20 protein-coding genes are annotated in these 21,800 nt (G+C 67.4%); 10 read left to right on the top strand and 10 right to left on the bottom strand.

Annotation, left to right across the window (positions count from 1 at the left end; translation table 11 throughout):
* Positions 1-110 precede the first annotated feature (110 nt).
* Complete coding sequence (locus LRQ07_RS15730; protein ID WP_256535150.1) at positions 111-1,112, bottom strand: LacI family DNA-binding transcriptional regulator; 1,002 nt, start codon at positions 1,110-1,112, stop codon at positions 111-113.
* 195 nt (positions 1,113-1,307) lie between these two features.
* Here LRQ07_RS15730 and LRQ07_RS15725 point away from each other — a divergent pair, with 195 nt between their 5' ends.
* The 5 genes from LRQ07_RS15725 to LRQ07_RS15705 all read left to right on the top strand — a co-directional run bounded on the left by LRQ07_RS15725 (position 1,308) and on the right by LRQ07_RS15705 (position 6,689).
* A complete protein-coding gene (locus LRQ07_RS15725; protein ID WP_256535149.1) occupies positions 1,308-2,177 on the top strand; it encodes a sugar phosphate isomerase/epimerase family protein in 870 nt (289 codons plus the stop codon).
* A 189-nt stretch (positions 2,178-2,366) separates the two neighbouring features.
* Entirely contained in the window at positions 2,367-3,869 is a 1,503-nt protein-coding gene (locus LRQ07_RS15720; RefSeq protein ID WP_131493943.1) for a sugar ABC transporter ATP-binding protein, read from the top strand.
* Positions 3,869-4,903 carry an ABC transporter permease gene (locus LRQ07_RS15715; RefSeq protein WP_194239293.1) on the top strand — a complete coding sequence of 345 codons (1,035 nt, stop codon included), beginning with the start codon at positions 3,869-3,871 and terminating at the stop codon, positions 4,901-4,903. The genes LRQ07_RS15720 and LRQ07_RS15715 overlap by 1 nt, the downstream gene beginning before the upstream one ends.
* Before the next feature lie 62 nt (positions 4,904-4,965).
* Positions 4,966-5,967 carry an ABC transporter substrate-binding protein gene (locus LRQ07_RS15710; RefSeq protein ID WP_134352317.1) on the top strand — a complete coding sequence of 334 codons (1,002 nt, stop codon included), beginning with the start codon at positions 4,966-4,968 and terminating at the stop codon, positions 5,965-5,967.
* A 140-nt stretch (positions 5,968-6,107) separates the two neighbouring features.
* The gene (locus tag LRQ07_RS15705; RefSeq protein WP_232763302.1) at positions 6,108-6,689 is read left to right on the top strand and encodes a VOC family protein; all 582 of its coding nucleotides are present in this window, start codon (positions 6,108-6,110) and stop codon (positions 6,687-6,689) included.
* A 112-nt stretch (positions 6,690-6,801) separates the two neighbouring features.
* Here the strand turns inward: LRQ07_RS15705 and LRQ07_RS15700 are convergent, their stop codons facing one another.
* From LRQ07_RS15700 to LRQ07_RS15680, 5 genes are read right to left on the bottom strand one after another with little or no spacing between them, the layout of a single operon-like run.
* On the bottom strand, positions 6,802-7,773 hold the full coding sequence (locus tag LRQ07_RS15700) for a phosphotriesterase (protein ID WP_256535148.1): 972 nt from the start codon (positions 7,771-7,773) through the stop codon (positions 6,802-6,804).
* Complete coding sequence (locus LRQ07_RS15695; RefSeq protein WP_256535147.1) at positions 7,773-8,738, bottom strand: shikimate dehydrogenase family protein; 966 nt, start codon at positions 8,736-8,738, stop codon at positions 7,773-7,775. The genes LRQ07_RS15700 and LRQ07_RS15695 overlap by 1 nt, the downstream gene beginning before the upstream one ends.
* Positions 8,735-9,730, bottom strand: coding sequence for a phosphoglycerate dehydrogenase (locus LRQ07_RS15690; protein ID WP_256535146.1), 996 nt, complete (start codon positions 9,728-9,730; stop codon positions 8,735-8,737). Before LRQ07_RS15690 ends, LRQ07_RS15695 begins: the two co-directional genes overlap by 4 nt.
* A complete protein-coding gene (gene xylB / locus LRQ07_RS15685) occupies positions 9,706-11,196 on the bottom strand; it encodes a xylulokinase (protein ID WP_256535145.1) in 1,491 nt (496 codons plus the stop codon). The genes LRQ07_RS15690 and xylB overlap by 25 nt, the downstream gene beginning before the upstream one ends.
* A gap of 9 nt (positions 11,197-11,205) precedes the next feature.
* Positions 11,206-11,781 carry a glucose-6-phosphate isomerase family protein gene (locus LRQ07_RS15680; RefSeq protein ID WP_256535144.1) on the bottom strand — a complete coding sequence of 192 codons (576 nt, stop codon included), beginning with the start codon at positions 11,779-11,781 and terminating at the stop codon, positions 11,206-11,208.
* 186 nt (positions 11,782-11,967) lie between these two features.
* Here LRQ07_RS15680 and LRQ07_RS15675 point away from each other — a divergent pair, with 186 nt between their 5' ends.
* From LRQ07_RS15675 to LRQ07_RS15655, 5 genes are all read left to right on the top strand, one after another.
* A complete protein-coding gene (locus tag LRQ07_RS15675; protein ID WP_256535143.1) occupies positions 11,968-12,933 on the top strand; it encodes an EamA family transporter in 966 nt (321 codons plus the stop codon).
* A gap of 80 nt (positions 12,934-13,013) precedes the next feature.
* Positions 13,014-13,700 carry a GntR family transcriptional regulator gene (locus LRQ07_RS15670; RefSeq protein WP_047521621.1) on the top strand — a complete coding sequence of 229 codons (687 nt, stop codon included), beginning with the start codon at positions 13,014-13,016 and terminating at the stop codon, positions 13,698-13,700.
* Positions 13,697-15,223 (top strand): MmgE/PrpD family protein, encoded by a 1,527-nt coding sequence (locus tag LRQ07_RS15665; protein ID WP_256535142.1) that lies wholly within the window; start codon positions 13,697-13,699, stop codon positions 15,221-15,223. The genes LRQ07_RS15670 and LRQ07_RS15665 overlap by 4 nt, the downstream gene beginning before the upstream one ends.
* Positions 15,223-16,125 (top strand): methylisocitrate lyase, encoded by a 903-nt coding sequence (gene prpB / locus LRQ07_RS15660; protein WP_256535141.1) that lies wholly within the window; start codon positions 15,223-15,225, stop codon positions 16,123-16,125. Before LRQ07_RS15665 ends, prpB begins: the two co-directional genes overlap by 1 nt.
* Positions 16,126-16,127: 2 nt before the next feature.
* Positions 16,128-17,261 (top strand): bifunctional 2-methylcitrate synthase/citrate synthase, encoded by a 1,134-nt coding sequence (locus tag LRQ07_RS15655; protein ID WP_047521627.1) that lies wholly within the window; start codon positions 16,128-16,130, stop codon positions 17,259-17,261.
* 37 nt (positions 17,262-17,298) lie between these two features.
* Here the strand turns inward: LRQ07_RS15655 and LRQ07_RS15650 are convergent, their stop codons facing one another.
* The 4 genes from LRQ07_RS15650 to LRQ07_RS15635 form a co-directional block, all read right to left on the bottom strand.
* Positions 17,299-18,336 (bottom strand): LacI family DNA-binding transcriptional regulator, encoded by a 1,038-nt coding sequence (locus LRQ07_RS15650; protein ID WP_256535140.1) that lies wholly within the window; start codon positions 18,334-18,336, stop codon positions 17,299-17,301.
* A gap of 126 nt (positions 18,337-18,462) precedes the next feature.
* Complete coding sequence (locus tag LRQ07_RS15645) at positions 18,463-19,803, bottom strand: ABC transporter substrate-binding protein (protein WP_256535139.1); 1,341 nt, start codon at positions 19,801-19,803, stop codon at positions 18,463-18,465.
* Positions 19,804-19,847: 44 nt separating this feature from the next.
* The gene (locus LRQ07_RS15640; RefSeq protein ID WP_256535138.1) at positions 19,848-20,729 is read right to left on the bottom strand and encodes a carbohydrate ABC transporter permease; all 882 of its coding nucleotides are present in this window, start codon (positions 20,727-20,729) and stop codon (positions 19,848-19,850) included.
* Positions 20,726-21,625, bottom strand: a complete 900-nt coding sequence (locus LRQ07_RS15635) for a carbohydrate ABC transporter permease (RefSeq protein WP_232763313.1) — start codon at positions 21,623-21,625, stop codon at positions 20,726-20,728. The genes LRQ07_RS15640 and LRQ07_RS15635 overlap by 4 nt, the downstream gene beginning before the upstream one ends.
* Positions 21,626-21,800: the final 175 nt, after the last annotated feature.

Raw genomic sequence — 21,800 nt, 5'->3', positions numbered from 1 at the left:
CCTGTGTCGCGTTCATAGATCAGGATCGTCGGCGCGGAAGTAGCCGATTATCGAGGACGAGACGGGAAAGCTCGTCGCCTTCCTGAGTTGTGAACCACGCAGGGCCGTGCTCACCGTCCGACCGTGGACTCCCGCACGATGAGTTCAGCGGGGAAGGGGGTGGTCGCGGGCGGCGGTGCCGTGGGGTCGCCGAGCTGCTGCAGGAGAGCAGCTCCGGCGGCGCGGCCGATCTCGTAGCCGGGCTGCCGCACGCTCGTGAGCGGCACGACGCCCTGGTGTGCCTGGGCGACGTCGTCGAAGCCGATGAGGGCGATCTCCTCCGGGACCCGGATGCCATGACGCAGCAGCTGCGTGAGCACCCCGAGTGCCACCATGTCGTTCGCAGCGAACACCGCGTCCGGGCGCTCGGTGACCGGCATCGCGATGATCTGCTCACCCGCACGCAGTCCGTCCTCGATCGCCAGGTGCGACACGTCGATGATCGACAGGTTCGCGTCGGACCCCGAGACGGCCTCACGCAGCCCGGCGAGGCGGTCGTTCGACTGACTCACCGCCGGATTGCCGAGGAAGAGGAGGCGTCGTCGGCCGAGGTCCAGGAGGTGTTCGCCCGCGAGGCGCCCACCGCCGCGGTCGTCGAACAGCACGGATGCGACCTTCGATGATTCCCGGATCGGACCCACCACGACCGAGCGGATACCGCGGTCGGCCAGTCCCTCCAGGCGCGGCACCACGTCGCCGAGCGGATAGATGACGATGCCCTGCACCCGGTGCGCCTCGAACATGTCGAGGTTGCGCCGTTCCTGCGCATCGTCGCGGTCGCTGTTGCTGAAGAACAGCGACCATCCCCCCTCGCGCGCCACGTCTTCGACCCCGCGCGAGAGGTCGTGGAAATAGGGCAGCCAGGCGTCGAGCAGGATCAGCGCGAGTGCCTTGCTCGATCCGGCGCGCAGCTGTCGTGCGGACTCGTTGGGCACGTAGCCGAGCTGTTCGATCGCCGCCCGCACCCGTTCCCGACTCGCGGATCCGAGCACATGCGGGTGGTTGAGGTAGTTCGAGACGGTGGAGGAGGAGACTCCGGCGAGGGCGGCGACGTCCTTGACGCTCGCGGGCATGGAACTCCTTCGTCGAACCGCGTCGATCGAGAACGGCGACCGCGTCGGTCGCCTCAGGATAGCGGAGGACTTGCAACGTGCCAAGAAAGTTCTTGACAGCGTCTGGCGTGCGACGTAGCGTGGCACGCACACCGGAATTGGCACGTGCCAATTCCGGGACGGCGACGGTGCCGCACACCCGCTGTGAGAGGTCTCATGAACATCGGATGCCACGGGCTCGTCTGGACGGGGAACTTCGATGCCGAGGGCATCCGTCTGGCGGTGCGCAAGACCAAAGGCGCGGGTTTCGACCTCATCGAGTTCCCGTTGATGGATCCGTTCTCGTTCGACGTCGCCGTCGCGAAGGATGCGCTGGAGGAGTACGACCTCGCCGTCAGCGCCTCCCTCGGACTCTCCGAGGCCACCGATGTCACCAGCTCCGACCCTGCGATCGTCGCGGCCGGCGAAGCCTTGCTGCTCAAGGCCGTGGACGTGCTGGCGGACCTCGGGGGCCAGCACTTCTGCGGGGTGATCTACAGCGCCATGAAGAAGTACATGGAGCCTGCGACCACTGCGGGGCTCGCGCGCAGCCGCGCCGTGATCGCCCGCGTCGCCGACCACGCCGCCGAGCGCGGCGTCTCGGTCTCGCTCGAGGTCGTGAACCGCTACGAGACCAACGTGCTGAACACCGCGCGACAGGCCCTGGGATACGTCGCCGAGGTCGATCGGCCGAACCTCGGAATCCACCTCGACACATACCACATGAACATCGAGGAGTCGGACATGTTCGCGCCGGTCCTCGACGCTGCTCCCGCCCTGCGGTACGTGCACATCGGAGAGAGTCACCGCGGGTACCTCGGCACCGGCACGGTCGACTTCGACACGTTCTTCAAGGCGCTCGGCCGCATCGGCTACGACGGTCCGATCGTCTTCGAGTCGTTCTCCTCGGCGGTCGTCGCTCCCGACCTCAGCCGCATGCTCGGCATCTGGCGGAACCTCTGGAGCGACAACGACGAACTCGGCGCCCACGCCAACGCGTACATCCGCGACAAGCTCGTGGCGGTCGACTCGATCCGCCTCCACTGAGCCGGAATCCACCGGCGCGAAGATCGGAAGATCAAGATGTCATTACAGGTCTTCCGCATTCGGCGGTCATTAGATACATTTAGATACAACTTGCGCTGCCCGTAGCGCAGGACGCAGAATTGATCCGATGTTTGTGACGGAATGATCCGTCGACGTCGAAGCAGAACCTTCAAGGAAGCAGGTGAGCGCATGAGTGGACCCATCCTCCGGGTCGAGGGGATCAGCAAAGGATTCCCCGGCGTGCAGGCGCTGAAAGACGTGCACCTCGAGGTGCACGCCGGCGAGGTGCTCGTGCTCGTGGGTGAGAACGGTGCCGGCAAGTCGACCCTGATGAAGATCCTCTCCGGGATCTACACCAAGGACGAGGGCACGATCACGTTCGAGGGCCGGGAGGTCGAGCTCACGAGCCCCCTCCAGGCGCAGGAGCTCGGCATCACGATCATCCATCAGGAGCTCAACCTGATGCCCGATCTGACCGTGGCGCAGAACATCTACGTGGGGAGGGAACCCACCACGGGCCCGTTCCTGTCGGAGCGCAAGCTGAACGCGCAGACCGCCGAGCTGCTGCAGCGCCTCGACATCCACCTGAACCCGCGTCAGCTCGTCGGCGAGCTCACGGTGGCCGAGCAGCAGATGGTCGAGATCGCCAAGGCGCTGTCCTTCAACGCCAAGGTGCTCATCATGGACGAGCCGACCTCGGCCCTCACCGACACCGAGGTCGAGACGCTCTTCGTGCTGATCGAGCAGCTCAAGGCGCGCGGCACCGGGATCGTCTACATCTCGCACCGCATGGACGAACTGCGCCGCCTGGCTGATCGGGTGACCGTCCTGCGTGACGGCACATACATCGGATCACTCGACAAGTCCGAGATCACCATCCCGACGATCATCGAGATGATGGTCGGCCGCGTGATCGACGAGGGAACCCGTCCTCAGGCCCGTGAGCACGCCAACGACCCCGTGGTCCTCGAGGTGCAGGGGCTGTCGACCAAGAGCCTTCTGAAAGACGTCTCGTTCCGGTTGCACCGGGGCGAGATCCTCGGCTTCGCCGGCCTCATGGGGGCGGGGCGCACCGAGACCGCCCGAGCCGTGATCGGCGCCGACCACCGCGACAGCGGCACGATCACCATCGATGGTCGCCCGGCGCGGATCTCCCAGCCCGCGGACGCGGTGCATCACGGCCTCGGGTACCTGTCCGAGGACCGGAAGCTCCTCGGCCTCATGCTCGAGCAGGATGTGACGTTCAACACCGTGCTCGCCTCGCTCGGCTCCTACGCCAACGCGATCGGCTGGATGGGCGACAGCAAGGCGAAGAACCGCACCAAGGAATACGTGCAGCAGCTGCGCGTGAAGACGCCCTCTGTCAACCAGGTCGTCAAGCTCCTCTCCGGAGGGAACCAGCAGAAGGTCGTCATCGCCCGCTGGCTGATGCGCGACTGCGACATCCTCATCTTCGACGAGCCGACCCGAGGGATCGACGTCGGCGCGAAAGAGGAGATCTACCGCCTCATGCAGCAGCTCGCTGACTCAGGCAAGTCCATCATCGTCATCTCATCCGAGCTCCCGGAGATCCTCCGTGTGGCGAACCGCATCGCGGTCTTCGCCAACGGCCGCATCACCGGGACGCTCCGCAACGAGGAAGCAAGCCAGGAGAAGATCATGCAACTCGCAGCCCACGGGGAGGAAGACTGATGAGCGCTCCGCAGCAGCCCGGATCGTCGACGACGACGATCATCCAGACCGCCGTGAACGAGGACACCGACAAGAGGGATGTCGTCGGGTTCATCAAGCGGCAGTTCCAGCAGTCGCTGGCCTTCGGCACCTTGATCGTTCTGGTCATCTTCTTCTCGATCGCCAGCCCCAACTTCTTCACCTTCAGCAACATCGCCACGGTGCTGCTGTCGACCGCGGTGATCGGCATCCTCGCCCTCGGAACGACCTTCGTCATCATCACCGGCGGCATCGACCTGTCGATCGGCACCGGCATGGCGCTGTGCGCCGTGATGACCGGGGTCATCGTCACGAACATGGGCCTTCCCGTCTGGGTCGGTGTGATCGGCGGCGTCGCGACAGGTGTGCTGATGGGACTCGTCAACGGCGTGAACATCACGTTCCTGCGACTGCCTCCTTTCATCGCCACGCTCGCGATGATGATGATCGCGGGTGGTCTCGCCCTCGTGATCTCGAACGTCGCACCGATCTACTTCTCGACCTCGGCACCGGACTTCAAGAAGATCGCCCTCGGCGTGATCATCCCCGGTATCCCGAACGCGGTGCTCATCACCGCCGCGCTGGCGATCGTCGCCTGGCTCGTGCTGTCGAAGACCCTGCTCGGCCGCTACACCTTCGCGATCGGCTCGAACGAGGAGGCCACCCGTCTGTCGGGCGTCAACACGCGTCGCTGGACCATCCTCATCTACATGTTCGCGGGTGCGTTCACCGGCGTCGCGGGCATCGTCATCGCCTCGCGCCTCGACTCCGCTCAGCCGCAGATCGGCATGGGGTACGAGCTGCAGGCGATCGCCGCGGTCATCATCGGCGGCACCTCGCTGCTGGGCGGACGCGGATCGATCCTCGGCACCGTGATCGGCGCCCTGATCATGAGCGTGCTCGTGAACGGACTGCGCATCATGTCGATCCAGACCGAGTGGCAGAACATCGTCGTCGGTGTGGTCGTGCTGCTCGCGGTCTTCCTCGACTCGCTCCGCAACCGGCAGCGCACCTGACCCATCCCTGCACCACCCACCATCCCTGCACCACCCACCCACCCACGAACAATGGAGTTTTCATGAAATTCGGGAAGAAGACCGCATTCGCAGCGCTGGTCGCCGCATCCGCCCTGGTGTTCGCCGGCTGTGCCGGCGGCGGCGACGTGATCGAGGAAGGTTCCGGCGGAGACGGCGGCAGCGGCGACGGCGAGATGTACATCGCCATGGTCTCGAAGGGCTTCCAGCACCAGTTCTGGCAGGCCGTCAAGAAGGGCGCCGAGGAGAAGGCCGACGAGCTCGGCGTGAAGATCACGTTCGAGGGCCCCGCGGCCGAGACCGAGATCGCGCAGCAGCTCGAGATGTTGACCGCCGCGATCGACAAGAACCCGGACGCCATCGCCTACGCCGCCCTCGACCCCGAGGCGTGCGTCGCCCCGCTCGAGCAGGCCAAGTCGAAGGACATCCCGGTCGTCTACTTCGACGCCCCCTGCAACGGTGACGTGGGCCTGAGCCTGTCCGCCACCGACAGCAAGGTCGCCGGTGCGCTCGCTGCCGAGCACATGGCCGAGCTGATCGGCGGCGAAGGACAGGTCGCGATCGTCGGCCACTCGCAGATCAACTCGACCGGTGTCGAGCGTCGCGACGGCTTCGTCGACAAGATCGAGGCGGACTACCCCGACATCGAGATCGTCGACATCCAGTACGGTGACGGCGACCACCTCAAGTCGGCCGACATCGCCAAGACCCTGATCGCGGCCCACCCCGACCTCAAGGGCATCTACGGCACCAACGAGGGCTCCGCCATCGGTGTGGTGAACGCCGTGAACGAGCTCGGCCTCGAGAAGGGCAAGATCACCATCGTCGGCTTCGACTCCGGTGCGGCCCAGATCAACGCCATCAAGGACGGCACCATGGCCGGCGCGATCACGCAGGACCCGATCGGCATCGGCGCGCAGGTCGTGCAGGCCGCGTACGACGCCGCCAACGGTGAGTCGGTCGAGAAGTTCTACGACACGGGTTCGTACTGGTACGACAGCACGAACATCGAAGACCCGAAGATCGCGGCCGTCCTCTACGAGTGACACCGCATCCATGAAGAAGCCCCTCGCCTTCGGGCGGGGGGTTTCTTCGTGTCGGGACGTGAACCGGATCACGCAGGACATCCAGGTCAGGATCTGTCCGCGGTGACTGCCAAAGTGATTGCGACGAAAGGACACCCACCATGAGCAACGCACCCGCCCTGCCCGCCGGATCGAACACCGTCAACCCCTTCCTCATGACGGATGACGCCTCTCGCATCATCGACTTCGTGATCGAGGTCTTCGGGGCGACCGACGTCCCCGAGGCCCGCACCGTCGACACCGACGGACTGATCCTGCACTCCGAGTTGCGCATCGGCGACTCCGTCATCACGGTCGCCGACCGTAAGCCCGACTGGCCCTTCACTCCCGGATTCCTCCAGGTGTACGTCGACGACGTCGAAGGAACGCTCGCACGAGCAGTCGGACTCGGCGCACGCATCGTGACCCGGCCGACGGACTTCTTCGGTGACACGTTCTCGCGCTTCGCCGACCCGTCAGGAAATCTCTGGTGGGTCTACACCCACGTTCCGCAGGGTCAGACGTGGGATGCCGCTGGAGAGGACGCCGCCGCGTGGAGCGGATCCGCGGAGAGCGAAGGGGCGGACGACCACGATGCCCCCGAAGAGGACTGGTCGAGCTTCAGCTCACCTGAGCTCGAGTACATCCACGAAAGCCTCGTCGAGGCGATGGCGTCTTTGCGGGATCCCCGGCTCGATCGCTGAGCAGCGTCGGCTCGTCAGACGCGGGCGCGCAGGATCGTCGGTTCGGACACGGTGTCTCCTCGGCGTTCTCGGATGTGGATGTGGATGCCCATGCCCGTGCCCATGCTCGGGGTCAGACGGAGAAGCTCAGCAGCTGTGCCGGCGTGGTCACGAGCATCCGGTGCACGGCGTCCTCGCCCACAGCCTCGCGGAGGCGGGGGAGGTAACGGTCGCCGAGGTAAGCGAGCCCGGGCATGCCGCCATACGCGATGTACCGAGTGCGCCGGGCGACATCGCCGCCGAGCACGATCCGGTCGCCGGCGCCGCGCTCGACCACGGCGACGGTCAGGGCGAGCAGCTCGGCATCGGAGCGGGTGCGCGGACGCGCGAAGCCGTCGTAGCCGAGGTGGGCTCCGCGTTCGGCGAGGGACACGTGCAGCCCGGGGTCGGGGTCGCGGTCGGCGTGCGCGAGCACGATCCGGTGGGCCGGCACCCCCTCGGCGGAGAGCAGGTCGAGCACCTCATGGGCCGCCGTGCCGAACTCCAGATGCACCATGACGGGAGCCCCTGTCGCGCGGTGCGCTGCGGCCACGGCGATCAGCGTCGTGCGCTCGAACGGACTGATACGCCAGTAGTCGGCGCCCCCCTTGAGCATCCCTGCGCGCACGGGAGCGCCGCCCGGTGTGCGTGCGAGGGAGATGTCGGGCGTCTCGAAGATCTCGCTGTCGTCCACGGGCATGCCGCGTGTGAGGTCGGCGAGGAAGAGAGCGGCCAGGCGATCGGAGGTCCACACCTGCATCGGATGGTCCGCGCCGTAATGGGCTTCACGGTGACGGCCGGTCGTCGCGACGATGTGCAGTCCGGTCGTCGCGCTGATCCGTGCCAAAGCCTCCGGGTCCCGGGCGAGCCCGAACGGTGTGGCATCCACCATCGTGTCGAACCCGCTCGCTCGCAGCAGTGCCGCTTCTTTGCCCGACGCGGTCTCATCGTCGAGCTCATCGCCCGGCAGCAGCGGCGACACCTGGAACAGGTGCTCGTGGTAGTTCACTCGTCCGAGCGCCGTCGGCGCGATGTCACCGAGCACCGTGCGGACGACGACGGACATCAGCGCACCGACTCCGCGGCCTCGGCGAGTCGCTCGACGACCTCGGGGGTCAGGTCGAGCTCGAACACGTCGGCCACCACCTGCGACCAGCCGTGGATGAAGTAGCGCCAGCCGTCGATGACGTGGAGCCCGCGCGCGGCCGCCTGCGCCTGCGCCTGATGCAGGAACTCGAGCGAGCCGCGGTAGTTGAACTCCCACGCGTACGCGCCTTCGGGGAACACCGCCGTCTCGCTCAGGGGCGAGCCCGGGCGGTCCTTGCCGAGCCCGGTGGCGTTGGCGATGACGGATCCCGGGGGTGCGTCGGTCACCAGGGCATCGGCCTCTGCAGGGGAAGCGGTCACCACGTACTCGATCAGTCCCTCCCGCGTGCCGTGCTGGCGGTGCACCTCGCGCAGGTGGTCGAGCTTGTCCTGTGTGCGGGCCGTCACCGTGATCTTCGAGGGGGCGTCCTCACGTTCGGCCAGCGCCCAGCTCAGTGCGGTGCCCGAACCGCCGGCACCCAGGATCACGACCGCCGCCCCCGTGCGCGTGAAGTGATCGGCCGGGAGGAAGTCGTTCAACGCGAGGTCGACCGTGATCGGATCCTTGGCCCGTCCGGACAGGACCCGGCCGCGCTTCGAGATGCTGGAGATCTCGGAGCAGGACACCGCGAAGGGATCCAGCTCGTCGAACAGGTCGGAGGCCGCGGCGTACACGTTCATCTTGTGCGTGGTCACGAGGGCTCCGCGGTGGTGCGGGTCATCGCGGATCTGCTCGACCATCGCGCGGTACTGTGCCGGCTCGGCGTCCATCGGCAGATCGTGGCCGAGCAGGGTGCGCGTCGGGAGACCCAGGATGTCGGCCCACAGCGGGAACACCTTCATGATCGACGACGACGCCGTGGTCACCCCGACGAAACCCATGTAGTCGGCGGATGCGGCAGTCGAGGCCCCGTCGGCGTGGACGGTGTCGGCGGTGGTGGTCATCGGTTCTCCTCGGCGAGCGGGACGGGGACGGGATGGGCGGGATCGCTGCCGGCGAGGATCGCGATCACGTCGGCCAGCGAGAGAGCGCCCATGTTGTCGACGGCCTGGGTGGTCTGCGCGCCGAGGTGCGGGGTGACGATCACGCGGTCGGCGAGGTCCGGGGCGAGCAGAGGGCTGTGGTGCGCGGCCGTGTCACCGTCGAGGGTGTCGGCCGCGTAGCCGGCAAGGGTTCCGTCGCGCAGCGCCTGCGCGACGGCTGCCTCGTCGATCAGGTCACCCCGGGCGGTGTTGATCAGCACGGTTCCCGGCCGCATGCCGGTGAGACGGTCAGCGTCGACGAGCTTTTGCCCGCCCGGAGCGTGCAGCGTGATGACGTCGGCGGTGCGGAACAGGTCGTCGAGCGAGGCGGGTTCTGCACCCCGGGCCCGCACGACCTCGTCAGGAAGGAACGGATCGGCGGCCAGCACGCGCGGCCCGAAGCCGCTCAGCCGCGCGGCCACACCCTGGCCGATGCGCCCGAAGCCGACGATGCCGACCGTGGCGGCGCCGAGCTCACGTCCGCGCCGCACGCCCCAATCGCCCGTGCGCACGCGGCGATCGCCGTCCGGGATGAACCGCAGCGCGGCGAGCATGAGCCCGATCGCGTGGTCCGCGACCGCGTCGGCGTTGGCGCCGGGGGTGTTGGTCACCGGGATGCCGCGATCGCGCGCCGCGCCCAGATCGACCGACTCGGTGCCGACGCCGTACCGGGCGACTACCTTGAGCTTCGGAGCCGCGGCGAAATGTGCGTCCGTGATCGCCCCGGTGCCCGCGATCCAGGCATCAGCGCCGTGCAGGAGTGATCGCAAGTCCTCGAGGTCATGATGCGCCGGACCGCGGAGGATGCGATGCCCCGCCTGGGCGGCGCGTTCCACCAGGTCGAGGTCGCCGTCCGAGAAGGAGCGGCTGGTGACGAGGATCACGCCCATCAGCGCGGCCGTCCGGCGAACCACGGCGCCAGGGCCGTGTAGGCGTCGGCGAAGCGGGCGTGCCGCTCGGCGTAGACGGCATGGCGCCCGGCATCCGGGGTGAACTCGGCGGTGACCTCGCTCAGGGCGCGGGCGGCCGAGAAGTCCGTGAGCCCGAGCCCGACTGCGGCGGTGACCGCTGCTCCGAGACTGTTCGCCTCCTCCACGATCGTCCGGCGGCGCACCGGCACGCCCCACACATCCGCCAGCACCGAGAGGTACACGTCGCTCTGGGCTCCGCCGCCGACCGCGTCGATGCGGTCGATCACGGCACCGGACTCACGGAAGGCCTGGATGCAGCTGAGCAGGTTGAACGCCGTGCCCTCCAGCACCGCCCGCACGAGGTGGGCTCTGCCGTGGTGGCGGGCGAGGCCGACGAAGGCGCCGCGGGCGTCCGGGTCCCACATCGGGGAGCGCTCGCCGAGGAGGTAGGGGAGGAAGTAGAGGTCGTCGGTGTCGATGTCGGCGGACGCTTCGGTCGTCAGCCGTCCGGTTTCGGGATGCGCGGGGTCGGGGGAGAGAGCCTCCGAGATCCATTGCACCGAGGCCCCGCCGGCCTGCATGGTGGCGGTCGGGACGAACGAGCCGGGGACCACGTTGTCGAACGTGAAAGTGCGCATCGCGGGATCGTGCAGCGGGGCATCGGCCGCGAACGAGATCCACGACGAGGTGCCCAGGCACACGTACGCGCCGTCCTCGGGCGCGACGACGCCGGAGCCGACGGCGGCCATCGGACCATCGCCGCCCCCCATCACCACACGGACGCTCGCGGGGAGCCCGAGGGCGTCCGCGGCTGTGTCCGTCAGCGTGCCGGCGATCCGGGTCGAGTCGAGGATCTCGGGGAACAGGGCCGGGTCGAGTCGTGCGGCGCGCACGACCTCGTCCGACCAGGTTCCGGCGGCCTGGTCGTAGGCGTTGGTGCCGGAGGCGTCGGAGCGGTCGGTGGCCAGGTGCCCGGTCAGGCGCAGCACGATGAAGTCCTTCGCGACGCACACCCGGCGCACGCGCGCCCACACGTCGGGCTCGTTGTCGCGCACCCACATGATCTTCTCGACCGAATAAGTGGGGTTGAGGCGATGGCCCAGGATGCCATAGGCGTGTTCGGCGCCGATCGCGGCCTCGAGCTCGCGCTGCTGGGCGCCCGACCTGGTGTCGGCCCAGATGATCGCCGGGCGTGCGGGTTCGCCGTCGGCGTCGAGCAGCACAGCCCCCATCATCTGGCCGCTCACCACGAGTCCGGCGATGTCGCTCGCGGCCGTTCCGGTGCGGGCGATCAGGTCACGCGTCGCCCCGACGACCGCGTTCCACCAGTCGGAGGGGTTCTGCTCGGCGACGCCGCCCGCGGCGAAGTGCGCGGGGTAGGGGACCGTGACCGACGCCACGAGACGGCCGTCGTCGTGGTGCAGGGACGCCTTGTTGCCGGTGGTTCCCAGATCGTGCGCGATGATCATGGCCGGAGCCTATTCCGCGTAGGGACGCAGATCGACGCCGGAGGCTGCGCGATAGGCGCGTGCGCCCATGCCGTGCTCCAGCACCCAGCCGTAGTCGTGCCCTGCTCCTCCCGGGTAGACCGCGAGGAAGGCGTAGGGCTCGTCGCCGGTGTTGACCGAGCGATGTGCCCAGCCCGGCGGGATGTAGCCGATCGTTCCGGGGAGCATGTCCAGCCACTCGGTGCGATCGCCGTCGAACATGAGCAGACCGCCGCGGCCCTTCAGTGCCAGGTAGATCTCGCCCTGGTGGTTCGGGTGCTGGTGGCCCTTGGTCATCCAGAGCTCACCGGACGTGTCGCCGGGCATGATCGTCGTGATCGACTGCGGCAGCTCGCGGTCGACCTCGGGAACGGGCGAGCTCACCACCGTGTAGACCACCGGGTTGTCGCCGGCGGATGCGTCGGCCCAGGCCTCGGCGTCGAGGAAGAGCCCTTCCAGGTCGGACATCCGCCGGGTGAGGGTCGGCCCTTCGGGCGAGAGCATCAGCTTCTCGGCGTCGAACGCGATCGCCATCGGAGAGATCGGCGGGGTGTGGAACTCGGGCATCGGTGCTCCTCGTACGGGCGTTGCGTCGTTGCGCAACCTGTAATGACAGGTTCACTGTACCTGTTATGACAGGTCACGTCCAGGGTCCCTCTTCTTTCGAATCGCGTGAATGGTCGGATTCGGGGTGGAGAAGGGGCCAATCGTGCGATTCGAAACCCGGGGCTGTCACGAGTAGCGTCATCGATCATGAGCAAGGTGAGAAGTGACGCGGCGGTCGCACCCGCGCGCGACGTGCGCCTCGGGCTGCCACTCGCGATCGCCGCGGCCTTCGCGTTCGGTATGTCGGGAGCCTGGGCACGCGGGCTCATCGATGCGGGGTGGACGCCCGGGGCCGCGGTCACCGCTCGCATCTGGGTGGCAGCCCTCGTGCTGCTTCTTCCCACGATCCTCTCCCTGCGTGGGCGGTGGGGGCTGCTGCGGCGCAATGCGGGGATGATCCTCGCCTACGGTCTGCTCGCGGTCGCGGCGACGCAACTGTTCTACTTCCAGGCCGTCGCGGTCATGGATGTCGGGATCGCCCTGCTCATCGAGTACACCGCTCCGGTCGCGGTGCTGCTGTGGCTCTGGCTGCGCAGGGGGGAGCGTCCGACGCGTCGGAGCATCATCGGCGCGGCCATCGCCTTCGTCGGGCTCGTGCTGATGCTCGACATCCTCACCGGTGCCGACGTGAACGTGGCCGGGATCCTCTGGGCGCTCGGGGCGATGGTGGGGGCGGCGACGTACTTCGTGCTGTCGGCCAAGGCTGACACGGGGCTACCGCCGATCGCGCTCGCCGGCAGTGGTCTGCTGCTCGGTGCGCTCGGGCTCACCGCCGCCGGGGCCATCGGCGTGCTGCCGATCCGGTGGACCACCGACGACATCGCGTACCGGTTCGGCAGTGTGCCGTGGTTCGTCCCGATGCTGGCGATGGGTGTCGTCGCGACCGCCCTCGCGTACCTGCTCGGGATCGCGTCGACGCGGATGCTGGGGTCGCGGCTCGCGTCCTTCGTCGCGCTCGCCGAGGTCGTGGCGGCTCTCCTGTTCGGCTGGCTGCTGCTCGGGCAGCTCCCCGATCTGCTGCAGGCGCTGGGTGGGGTGCTCGTGCTCGCCGGCGTCGTCGTGGTCAAGTTGGGGGAGCCAATCGCCCAGGAGTTCGTCGAATCGGTGCCGTAGCCCCGCGGGGAATGTATACCGGAAACGAGTCCAGCGAGAGATGCGGCCTGCCAGAGCCGCTTTATGTATACACTGAGGGCATGACCCTTCCCGTGGAGCGCACCTCGGCCGGTGACCGTGCGTATGCGGCGCTGCTCGATGACATCCAGTCCGGCGCGCTCGCGGCAGGTTTCGTGCTCGGCGAGGTCGAGCAGGCGGAACGCCTGGGCGTGAGTCGCACGCCTATGCGCGAAGCGCTGCGCAGGCTCGCCGCCGACGGCCTCGTCGTCCAGCAGTCACCGCGGGTCACGGTCGTCGCCGATCTCGACGCCGACGACATCCGCTCGCTCTTCGAGATCCGCCGCGCGCTCGAGGAGAGCTCGGCACGCCTTGCCGCCACCCGGGGCGATGCCTCCCTGTTCGCCGCGCTCGCCGACGAGTTCGCCCACGTCGACCTCGACGCGGTCGCCGGCCGCGACGCCTACTATGCGCTGATCGCCCGCTTCGACGCCGCCCTCGACGCGGCCGTGGCGAACGACTACATCGCGTCGGCGCTGCGCACGGTGCGCACCCACCTCGTGCGGGTTCGTCGGATGGCGCGGGACAACCCCGCACGGCTCGCCGCCTCCGCGGGGGAGCACCGCACCATCGCCGCGGCACTCGCCGCCCGCGACGGCGACCTCGCGGCCCACGCGACGCACGTGCACCTGCACAACGCGCTCACCGGCATCCTCGACTCCCTCCCCGAAGACGTCTCGTCTCCTCCCACGACCGAAGGACTCTCATGACCGTCACCCACCACGTCCGTGTGCACCGCAGCGACGAGAACCTCGCCCGTGAGGATCAGCTCGCCTGGAAGATCGCCGAGGTCGCCGCCGACCCGGTCGAGGTCGAGCAGGATGTCGTCGACATGATCATCAACCGCATCATCGACAATGCCTCCGTCGCCGCGGCCTCCCTGACCCGCGCTCCGATCAACGCGGCCAGGGCGCAGGCGTTCAGCCATCCCGTCTCGACGGGCGGCGTCGGTGCGAACCTCTTCGGCGCCGCACTCGACCACCGCACCAGCCCCGAGTGGGCCGCCTGGGCGAACGGCGTGGCCGTGCGCGAGCTGGACTACCACGACACGTTCCTCGCGGCGGAGTACTCGCACCCCGGCGACAACATCCCGCCGATCCTCGCGGTCGCCCAGCACACCGGCAAGGACGGCCGCGCCCTGGTGCGCGGCATCGCCACCGGGTATGAGATCCAGATGGATCTGGTGCGCGCGATCTGCCTGCACAAGCACAAGATCGACCACGTCGCCCACCTCGGCCCGTCGGCCGCCGCCGGCATCGGAACCCTGCTCGGCCTCGACGTCGAGACCATCTATCAGGCCGTCGGGCAGGGACTGCACACCACGACCGCCACCCGCCAGAGCCGCAAGGGCGAGATCTCGACCTGGAAGGCGCACGCCCCGGCCTTCGCGGGCAAGATGGCCGTCGAAGCGGTCGACCGGGCGATGCGGGGGCAGACCAGCCCCGCCCCGATCTACGAAGGTGAAGACGGCGTGATCGCCTGGATGCTCGACGGCAAGGACGCCGCGTACGACGTGCCGCTGCCCGCCGCGGGTGAGCCCAAGCGTGCGATCCTCGACTCGTACACGAAGGAGCACTCGGCCGAGTACCAGGCGCAGGCGCTCATCGACCTCGCCCGCAAGCTCGGGATCGAGAACCCGGCGCTGCGTGACCCCGCCAACATCGATCAGATCGTCATCCACACGAGCCATCACACCCACAACGTGATCGGCTCCGGCGCCAACGACCCGCAGAAGTACGACCCGACCGCCTCGCGCGAGACGCTCGACCACTCGGTGCCGTACATCTTCGCGGTCGCGCTGCAGGACGGTGGATGGCACCACGTCGACTCCTACGCCCCCGAGCGCGCGGGCCGCGCCGACACGGTCGCGCTGTGGCACAAGATCACCACCGCCGAGGACGCCGAGTGGACGCGCCGCTATCACTCCGAGGACCCCGATGAGAAGGCCTTCGGCGGTCGCGTCGAGATCCGCCTCACCGACGGGTCGACCGTGGTGGACGAGATCGCCGTGGCGGATGCCCACCCCCTCGGAGCGCGTCCGTTCGCCCGGGAGAACTACATCGCCAAGTTCCGTCTGCTGGCGGAGCCCGTGCTCGAGCCCGCCGAGATCGAGCGGTTCCTGGACCTCGTCCAGCGTCTGCCCGAGCTGACCGCAGCGGAGGTCGGCGAGCTGTCGATCGTCGCGAAGCCGGGAGTGCTCGAGAACGCCGGCGCCCCGAAGGGGCTGTTCTGATGCTGTACTCGACCGTCACCCCGTCGGAGAAGCGGCGCCTGTTCCGCGAGCGGCTCGCGAGCGGGGAGCTGCTTCGCTTCCCCGGTGCGTTCAACCCGCTGAGCGCACGCCTGATCGAGCAGAAGGGCTTCGACGGCGTCTACATCTCCGGTGCCGTGCTCTCGGCCGATCTGGGCCTCCCCGACATCGGCCTCACCACACTCACCGAGGTCGCGGGTCGGGCGAAGCAGATCGCCCGCATGACCGACCTCCCCGCGATCGTTGATGCCGACACCGGCTTCGGCGAACCGATGAACGTCGCCCGTACGATCCAGGAGCTCGAGGATGCGGGCCTCGCGGGCATGCACATCGAGGACCAGATCAACCCGAAGCGCTGCGGTCACCTCGACGGCAAATCCGTGGTCGACGAGGACACGGCGATCAAGCGCATCCGTGCCGCCGCCGACGCCCGTCGCGACGAGAACTTCCTCCTCATGGCGCGCACCGACATCCGGGCGGTGGAAGGGCTGGACGCGGCGATCGACCGCGCCAAGGCACTGGCGGATGCGGGCGCCGACGCGGTGTTCCCCGAGGCGATGCGCACGCTCGCGGAGTTCGAGGCGATGGCCGAGGCACTCGACGTGCCGATCCTCGCGAACATGACCGAGTTCGGCAAGAGCGAGCTGTTTTCCGTGGATCAGCTGCGCGACGCCGGGGTCAACCTCGTCATCTGGCCGGTGTCGCTGCTGCGCATCTCGATGGGGGCCGCGGGCCGTGCGCTCGATACGCTGAACGAAGAGGGGCACCTGACCTCGAAGCTCGGCGAGATGCAGCACCGCGCCGACCTCTACGACCTGATCGACTACGAGTCGTACAACCATTTCGACTCCGGTGTCTTCAACTTCACCATCACGAAGGAGTGACCATGACCGAGCCGGACATCAAGAAGGGCCTCGCGGGGGTCGTCGTCGACACGACCGCGATCTCGAAGGTCAATCCCGAGACGAACAGTCTGCTGTACCGCGGCTATCCGGTGCAGGAGCTCGCGGACACGCAGCCGTTCGAAGCGGTCGCCTACCTGCTCTGGAACGGCGAACTGCCGACGCCCGAGGAGCTGGCGGCGTTCCGCGTGGAGGAGCGCAGACACCGCGCACTCGCCGACAACGTCAAGGCCGCGATCGACCTGGTCCCGCTCGACGCGCACCCGATGGACGAGGTGCGCACCGCGGTGAGCCTGATCGGTGCCTCCGACCCGGGCGCCGGCGGCTCGGTGCTCGACGCCGGGGGCAGCCCCGAGCAGAACCTCGAACGCAGTATCCGCCTCTTCGCCGCGCTCCCGGCGATCGTCGCCTACGGGCAGCGTCGTCGTCGTGGCCAGGAGCTCATCGCCCCCCGCGACGACCTCGACTACTCCGCGAACTTCCTCTGGATGACGTTCGGCGAGGAAGCGGACGACGTCGTCGTGGATGCGTTCAACCGCTCGATGATCCTGTACGCGGAGCACTCCTTCAACGCCTCGACGTTCACCGCACGCGTGATCACCTCGACCCTGAGCGACATCTACTCCGCGGTCGTCGGGGCCATCGGCGCGCTCAAGGGCCCGCTGCACGGTGGCGCCAACGAAGCGGTCCTGCACATCTTCGACGACATCGGCACCGCAGACAATGTGGTGCCGTGGCTCGACAAGGCGCTCGCCGAGAAGCGCAAGATCATGGGCTTCGGGCATCGCGTCTACAAGAAGGGTGATTCCCGGGTGCCGACCATGAAGGCGGCGCTCGACACCCTCGTGGAGCACTACGATCGCGCCGACGTGGCCGAGCTGTACGACACCCTCGAGTCGGAGTTCGTGGCGCGCAAGGGCATCTATCCGAACCTCGACTACCCGTCGGGCCCTGCCTACAACCTGATCGGTTTCGACACGCTCACCTTCACGCCGCTGTTCGTCGCGGCGCGAGTGACGGGCTGGACCGCGCACGTGATCGAGCAGGCGGGATCGAACGCGCTGATCCGTCCGCTGTCGCACTACGACGGCCCGGACGAGCGCCACGTCGAGGGCTGAGAGCCCCCGCCCGCGATTCGAGCTCAGAGGGCGACGGTCACAGGGCGGGATCGGGGTGAGCGGTGCGCCCGGGGAAGCCCGTCGACTCGCGTCTGACGATGCGGAACCCCGTCTTCACCGTGCGCGGCGAGCGACGACCCCCCTTCTCCTCGATGCGCTCGATGAGCAGGTCCACGGCTGCCACCGCGATCTGTGTGCGCCCGGCGTCGACGCTGGACATGGAGGGGATCGAGAACTTGGCCTCGTCGATGTCGTCGAACCCGATCACCGCGACGTCCTCGGGGACGCGCAACCCCGCCTCGCCCAGCGCGCGGAGCGCCCCCAGGCCGAGGGCGTCGTTGAGGGCGAAGACCCCGTCGAACGCCACCCCTTCGCTGATCAGCTCGCGGATCGCCAGGAGACCTCCGCTGCGACTCCAGTGCGCGCTCGTGCGGATGAGCCGTGGGTCGACCTCGAAGCCCGCCTCAAGGAACGCCTCTCGATAGCCGGCGAGTCGCAGCTTCGCCGAGCTGGTGCCAGGCGTCTCGTCCTCTTCTGCGCCGACGAGGGCGATGCGCCGGCGCCCGATGTCGAGGAGATGCTCCACCGCAGCTCGGGCCGCGGAGGTGTTGTGCATGGCGACGTGGTCTGTCGGGCCGTCGAAGATGCGCTCACCGAGGAGGACGAGGGGGAAGCCCGTGTCCAGAGCATCGGCATCGGGCTGCCCCAGTGCCACGGGGCTGAACAGCAGTCCGTCGGTGAGACGCAGACGCCCTCCGGTGATCACCTGCAGTTCGCGGGCCCTGTCGCCGCTGGTCTGCTCGACGACGACACCGAGCCCCCGGTCGTCGGCGGCACGGATGACCGCATCCGCCAGCTCGGCGAAGTAGTTCTCGCTCAGAGCGGGAACGGCGAGGCCGATGACACCCGTGCGGCCGGAGCGGAGGCCGCGGGCCGACAGGTTCGGCCGGTAGCCGAGTTCATCGATGGCCGTCTGCACACGTTCGCGGGTCTGCGCGCTCACATGGGGGTAGTCGTTGATGACGTTCGAGACGGTCTTGATGGAGACTCCGGCGAGGCGCGCGACGTCGTGCATCGTCGGATCCATCGGGCCTCACCAATCGCCGTGTGTCACGCCAGCGCGCTCCCCTCACTCTAACGTCGTGCGCAGAGTGCGGGCGGGAGAGGAATGCTCTCCCGCCCGCACCCGAATAGCCGGCTGCTACTGGCCGAGCTCGTTCTGAAGGTCGGTCTGCGCCTGATCGAGAGCCTCCTCCGCGGGCGTGCCGTTCTCGTAGATCTCGTTGAGCGTGACCGTGCGGAACTGGTTGTCGACCGTGGGAAGGGACGGGTTGGAGAACGACTCGAAGTGACCGATCCCGTCCTTCACCGAGTTCAGCACGTCGAACAGGTTCGTCTGGAAGTACTGGTTGAACTTGTTGTCCGGGTTCTTCGTGACCTTCTCGTCTTCCCAGACCGACATGTTCACGGGATCGAAGCCCAGCTCCTCCCACACCTTCACGTTCGCTTCGAGCGACAGCTTGCTGTAGGCCGCGAACTCGCTGGCGATCTCCTTCTTCCCGCTGCCGGCCATCACGGCGGTGCCGGTGCCACCGCCGCCGATGGTCAGCACCTCGGAGCCCTCGATCTGCGGAGCGGGAGCGATCGCGATCTTCCCCGCGAGATCCGGCATGTAGTCGACGAAACGCGAGGTGTACCACGCGGGGTAGACGACGGCGGCGTAGTCGCCGTCGTTGATGGCGCCGAAGGCCTCCTCGCTGTCCGGGCTGCCACCGGGGATCGTCGAGAGCGCTCCCGACTCCTTCATGTCCTGGAACATCTCCATCGTGTCGACGACCTCGGGGCTGTTCACGTCGACGTCCCCCCGCCCGTCCTCGGCGAAGAGCTGCCCGCCGTTCTGTGCGATCGCGAGCGGCTCGGTGAAGAAGATGCTCGTGCTGGCGACGCCGAACGCCTTCCCGGTCGCCGTGGAGTACTCGGTGCCGGCGGAGGCGAAGTCGTCCCAGGTCTCGATCGTCGTGTAGTCGATCCCGGCGCTCTCGAGGAGTTCGGTGTTGTAGAAGCTCACGAAGGCGCCGACGTGGGTCGGGAAGCCGTAGATCTTTCCGTTCCTGCTGTAGAGGTCGAGCCGGGCCTGCACGATGTCGTCGGTGTAGGGCGCGGCGACCTCCGTCAGATCCGCCAACGGCGGGTTGTCGCCCTTGACGAAGTTCGCGAACTTGCCCACCTCGATGTCGGCCAGGTCGGGGAGGCCCTCCCCGGAGTTCACGGCGAGCAGCAGCTTGTCGTGCATGTCCTGGTAGGGGTAGACGGTGATGTTCAGGTCGATGGCCTTGTCGGGGTTCTCCTTGTTCCAGCTCTCGGCCATCTGCTCGTAGACCTGGCCGTGGAGCTCGGCGAAGACCCACATGTCGAGTGTGGTGGTGCCGTCGGCGTTCGCGCCGTCGTCCTGCGGGGTGCCGCTCGCGCAGGCGGACAGAACGCCGACCGTCACTGCTGCCACGGTCGCCGCGGTCAGAATCCTTCGGAATCGCATGGTCATACTCCTGACTGTGTGGGGGATACGGGGGAGAGGATGGTTCGGTGTCAGCCCTTGACCGCACCGGCGGTCATGCCCTGCACGAAGAACCGTTGGAACGCGAGGAAGAGGATGAGGAGGGGGATCAGGGAGAAGAACGAGCCGATGATCAGCAGTTCGTAGTTGTTGCCGTACGGCGTGAGCAGCGTGTTCAGGCCGATGGGCAGGATGAACTTGTCCGGCGAGCGCAGAACCAGCAGCGGCCAGAGGAAGTTGTTCCAGATGATCATGCTGTTGAGGATCGCCATCGCCGCGAACGCCGGTTTGGCGATCGGTGCCACCAGACGGAAGAAGATGCCGAACTCCGACACTCCGTCCATGCGACCGGCCTCGAGGATCTCCTTCGGGATGCCCAGGAAGTACTGCCGGAAGAAGAAGATCGTGACCGCCTGGGCGAGGAACGGGAGGACAACGATCCAGTACTGGTCCGTGGCGCGCATGTCGTTCACCTGGACGTACAGCGGCAGCATGAGCATCTCGAACGGGATCGTCATGAGGATGATCACGAGGATGAAGCCGAGGCTCTTGCCGCGGAACTCGTACATCGCGAACCCGTAGGCGACGAACGAGCTCACGAGGAGAGTGCCCACCAATTGCACGACCGTGAGCACGAGACTGTTCCAGAACCATTGGAAGTACAGGCCGGAATCGGTGAAGAGCATCACGTAGTTGTCGAAGCTCAGTGTCGACCAGTCGGTCGAGAACGAGATCCCGTTGCGGATGACGTCGTTGCCGTCCTGAAAGGTTCCGAAGACGATCGCGAGCACCGGGACGAGCGAGACGAGAGCGATGAGGATCAGGAAGCCGCTCTGTATCAGCCCCGCCGTTCGACGCGACATCCGTGGTCGTGTGCGGGCGGTAGGCGGCGTCGCGGAGGTCTGGTACATCATCGAGCCGACTCCTTCTTCAACGTGCCCGTGGCGATGAGCTGAGTGAGATTGATCGCGAGGACCAGCACGAGGAGCACGACGCCCACGGCGGAGGCGAAGCCGAGGTCATTGTCCTGGATGCCCTTGCGATAGAGGTAGCCGACGATCGTCAGGCCCTGGTTGTTCGGTGAGTTGTTGCCGGCGTAGAGCATGAAGCTCTCGAGGAACATGGCCAGACCGCCGTACACGCTGATCGTGGTGACGTAGACGATGGTGGGCTTCAGCCCCGGCAGGGTGACGTTGAAGAACTGCTGGACCTTGCTCGCACCGTCGATCGACGCCGCCTCGTAGTACTCGGTCGGGATCGCCTGCATGCCGGCGAGGAAGTACATCGTGTTCACGCCGGCCCATCTCCACAGCGCCAGGAGGAGCAGCGCCGTGAGACCGGTGAGGTCTTCGCGCAGCCAGCGGACGGGCCCGAAGCCGAAGAACTCGACGACCTGGTTCATCAGACCCGAGTCGGTCTCGGAGAACATCAGTCGGAAGATGATGCCGGCGACCACGACGGACGTCAGAGCGGGGATGAAGAGCGAGGACTTGAAGAAGTCCTTGATGCGGCTGTTGCCCAGTCGGGAGTTGATGATCGCGGCCAGCACCATCGGGATCGGGACGAGGATGACCAGGGTGAGGAGCATGTAGCGGATGCTGTTGAACATGGCCTTCCAGAACACCTGGTCGCGCCAGAGCCGCTCGTAGTTCTCCGTACCGATGAACGTGGCCTGACCGTAGAGCACCTCCTGGAAGCTCATCGTCACCGATCGGCCGACGGGAACCAGCCAGAACACGAGCACCGTGAGCACGAAGGGCAGGATGAACAGGTAGGGGGCGAGACGCTGGTTGTAGAGCAGCTTCTTCATGCGCCGCGACCCCTTCTCAGCGTTCCAGAATTCACAACGATGTAAACGGGCTGACAATGCGCCACGTCACCGTGCCGGCGATGCGTGCTCGTGAGGCTGTGGGGGCGTCGCGCTGGTTCTCGATCAGTCATGGCAGCTTTCTTCCTCGAACTCATGCCTGGGTGGCGTTTCTCGC

The sequence above is a fragment of the Microbacterium sp. J1-1 genome, assembly GCF_024498615.1.
GTDB lineage: Bacteria > Actinomycetota > Actinomycetes > Actinomycetales > Microbacteriaceae > Microbacterium > Microbacterium aurugineum.
This window is presented reverse-complemented; position numbering and strand designations above follow the sequence as displayed.

Coding starts and splice junctions, on each gene's coding strand:
- LRQ07_RS15675 (WP_256535143.1), top strand. CDS start 11,968: ATGAGCAAGGTGAGAAGTGACGCGGCGGTCGCACCCGCGCGCGACGTG.
- xylB (WP_256535145.1), bottom strand. CDS start 11,196: ATGATCATCGCGCACGATCTGGGAACCACCGGCAACAAGGCGTCCCTG.
- LRQ07_RS15655 (WP_047521627.1), top strand. CDS start 16,128: ATGACCGAGCCGGACATCAAGAAGGGCCTCGCGGGGGTCGTCGTCGAC.
- LRQ07_RS15725 (WP_256535149.1), top strand. CDS start 1,308: ATGAACATCGGATGCCACGGGCTCGTCTGGACGGGGAACTTCGATGCC.
- LRQ07_RS15670 (WP_047521621.1), top strand. CDS start 13,014: ATGACCCTTCCCGTGGAGCGCACCTCGGCCGGTGACCGTGCGTATGCG.
- LRQ07_RS15640 (WP_256535138.1), bottom strand. CDS start 20,729: ATGATGTACCAGACCTCCGCGACGCCGCCTACCGCCCGCACACGACCA.
- LRQ07_RS15695 (WP_256535147.1), bottom strand. CDS start 8,738: ATGACCACCACCGCCGACACCGTCCACGCCGACGGGGCCTCGACTGCC.
- prpB (WP_256535141.1), top strand. CDS start 15,223: ATGCTGTACTCGACCGTCACCCCGTCGGAGAAGCGGCGCCTGTTCCGC.
- LRQ07_RS15665 (WP_256535142.1), top strand. CDS start 13,697: ATGACCGTCACCCACCACGTCCGTGTGCACCGCAGCGACGAGAACCTC.
- LRQ07_RS15715 (WP_194239293.1), top strand. CDS start 3,869: ATGAGCGCTCCGCAGCAGCCCGGATCGTCGACGACGACGATCATCCAG.
- LRQ07_RS15720 (WP_131493943.1), top strand. CDS start 2,367: ATGAGTGGACCCATCCTCCGGGTCGAGGGGATCAGCAAAGGATTCCCC.
- LRQ07_RS15680 (WP_256535144.1), bottom strand. CDS start 11,781: ATGCCCGAGTTCCACACCCCGCCGATCTCTCCGATGGCGATCGCGTTC.
- LRQ07_RS15645 (WP_256535139.1), bottom strand. CDS start 19,803: ATGACCATGCGATTCCGAAGGATTCTGACCGCGGCGACCGTGGCAGCA.
- LRQ07_RS15650 (WP_256535140.1), bottom strand. CDS start 18,336: ATGCACGACGTCGCGCGCCTCGCCGGAGTCTCCATCAAGACCGTCTCG.
- LRQ07_RS15700 (WP_256535148.1), bottom strand. CDS start 7,773: ATGTCCGTCGTCGTCCGCACGGTGCTCGGTGACATCGCGCCGACGGCG.
- LRQ07_RS15710 (WP_134352317.1), top strand. CDS start 4,966: ATGAAATTCGGGAAGAAGACCGCATTCGCAGCGCTGGTCGCCGCATCC.
- LRQ07_RS15705 (WP_232763302.1), top strand. CDS start 6,108: ATGAGCAACGCACCCGCCCTGCCCGCCGGATCGAACACCGTCAACCCC.
- LRQ07_RS15635 (WP_232763313.1), bottom strand. CDS start 21,625: ATGAAGAAGCTGCTCTACAACCAGCGTCTCGCCCCCTACCTGTTCATC.
- LRQ07_RS15730 (WP_256535150.1), bottom strand. CDS start 1,112: ATGCCCGCGAGCGTCAAGGACGTCGCCGCCCTCGCCGGAGTCTCCTCC.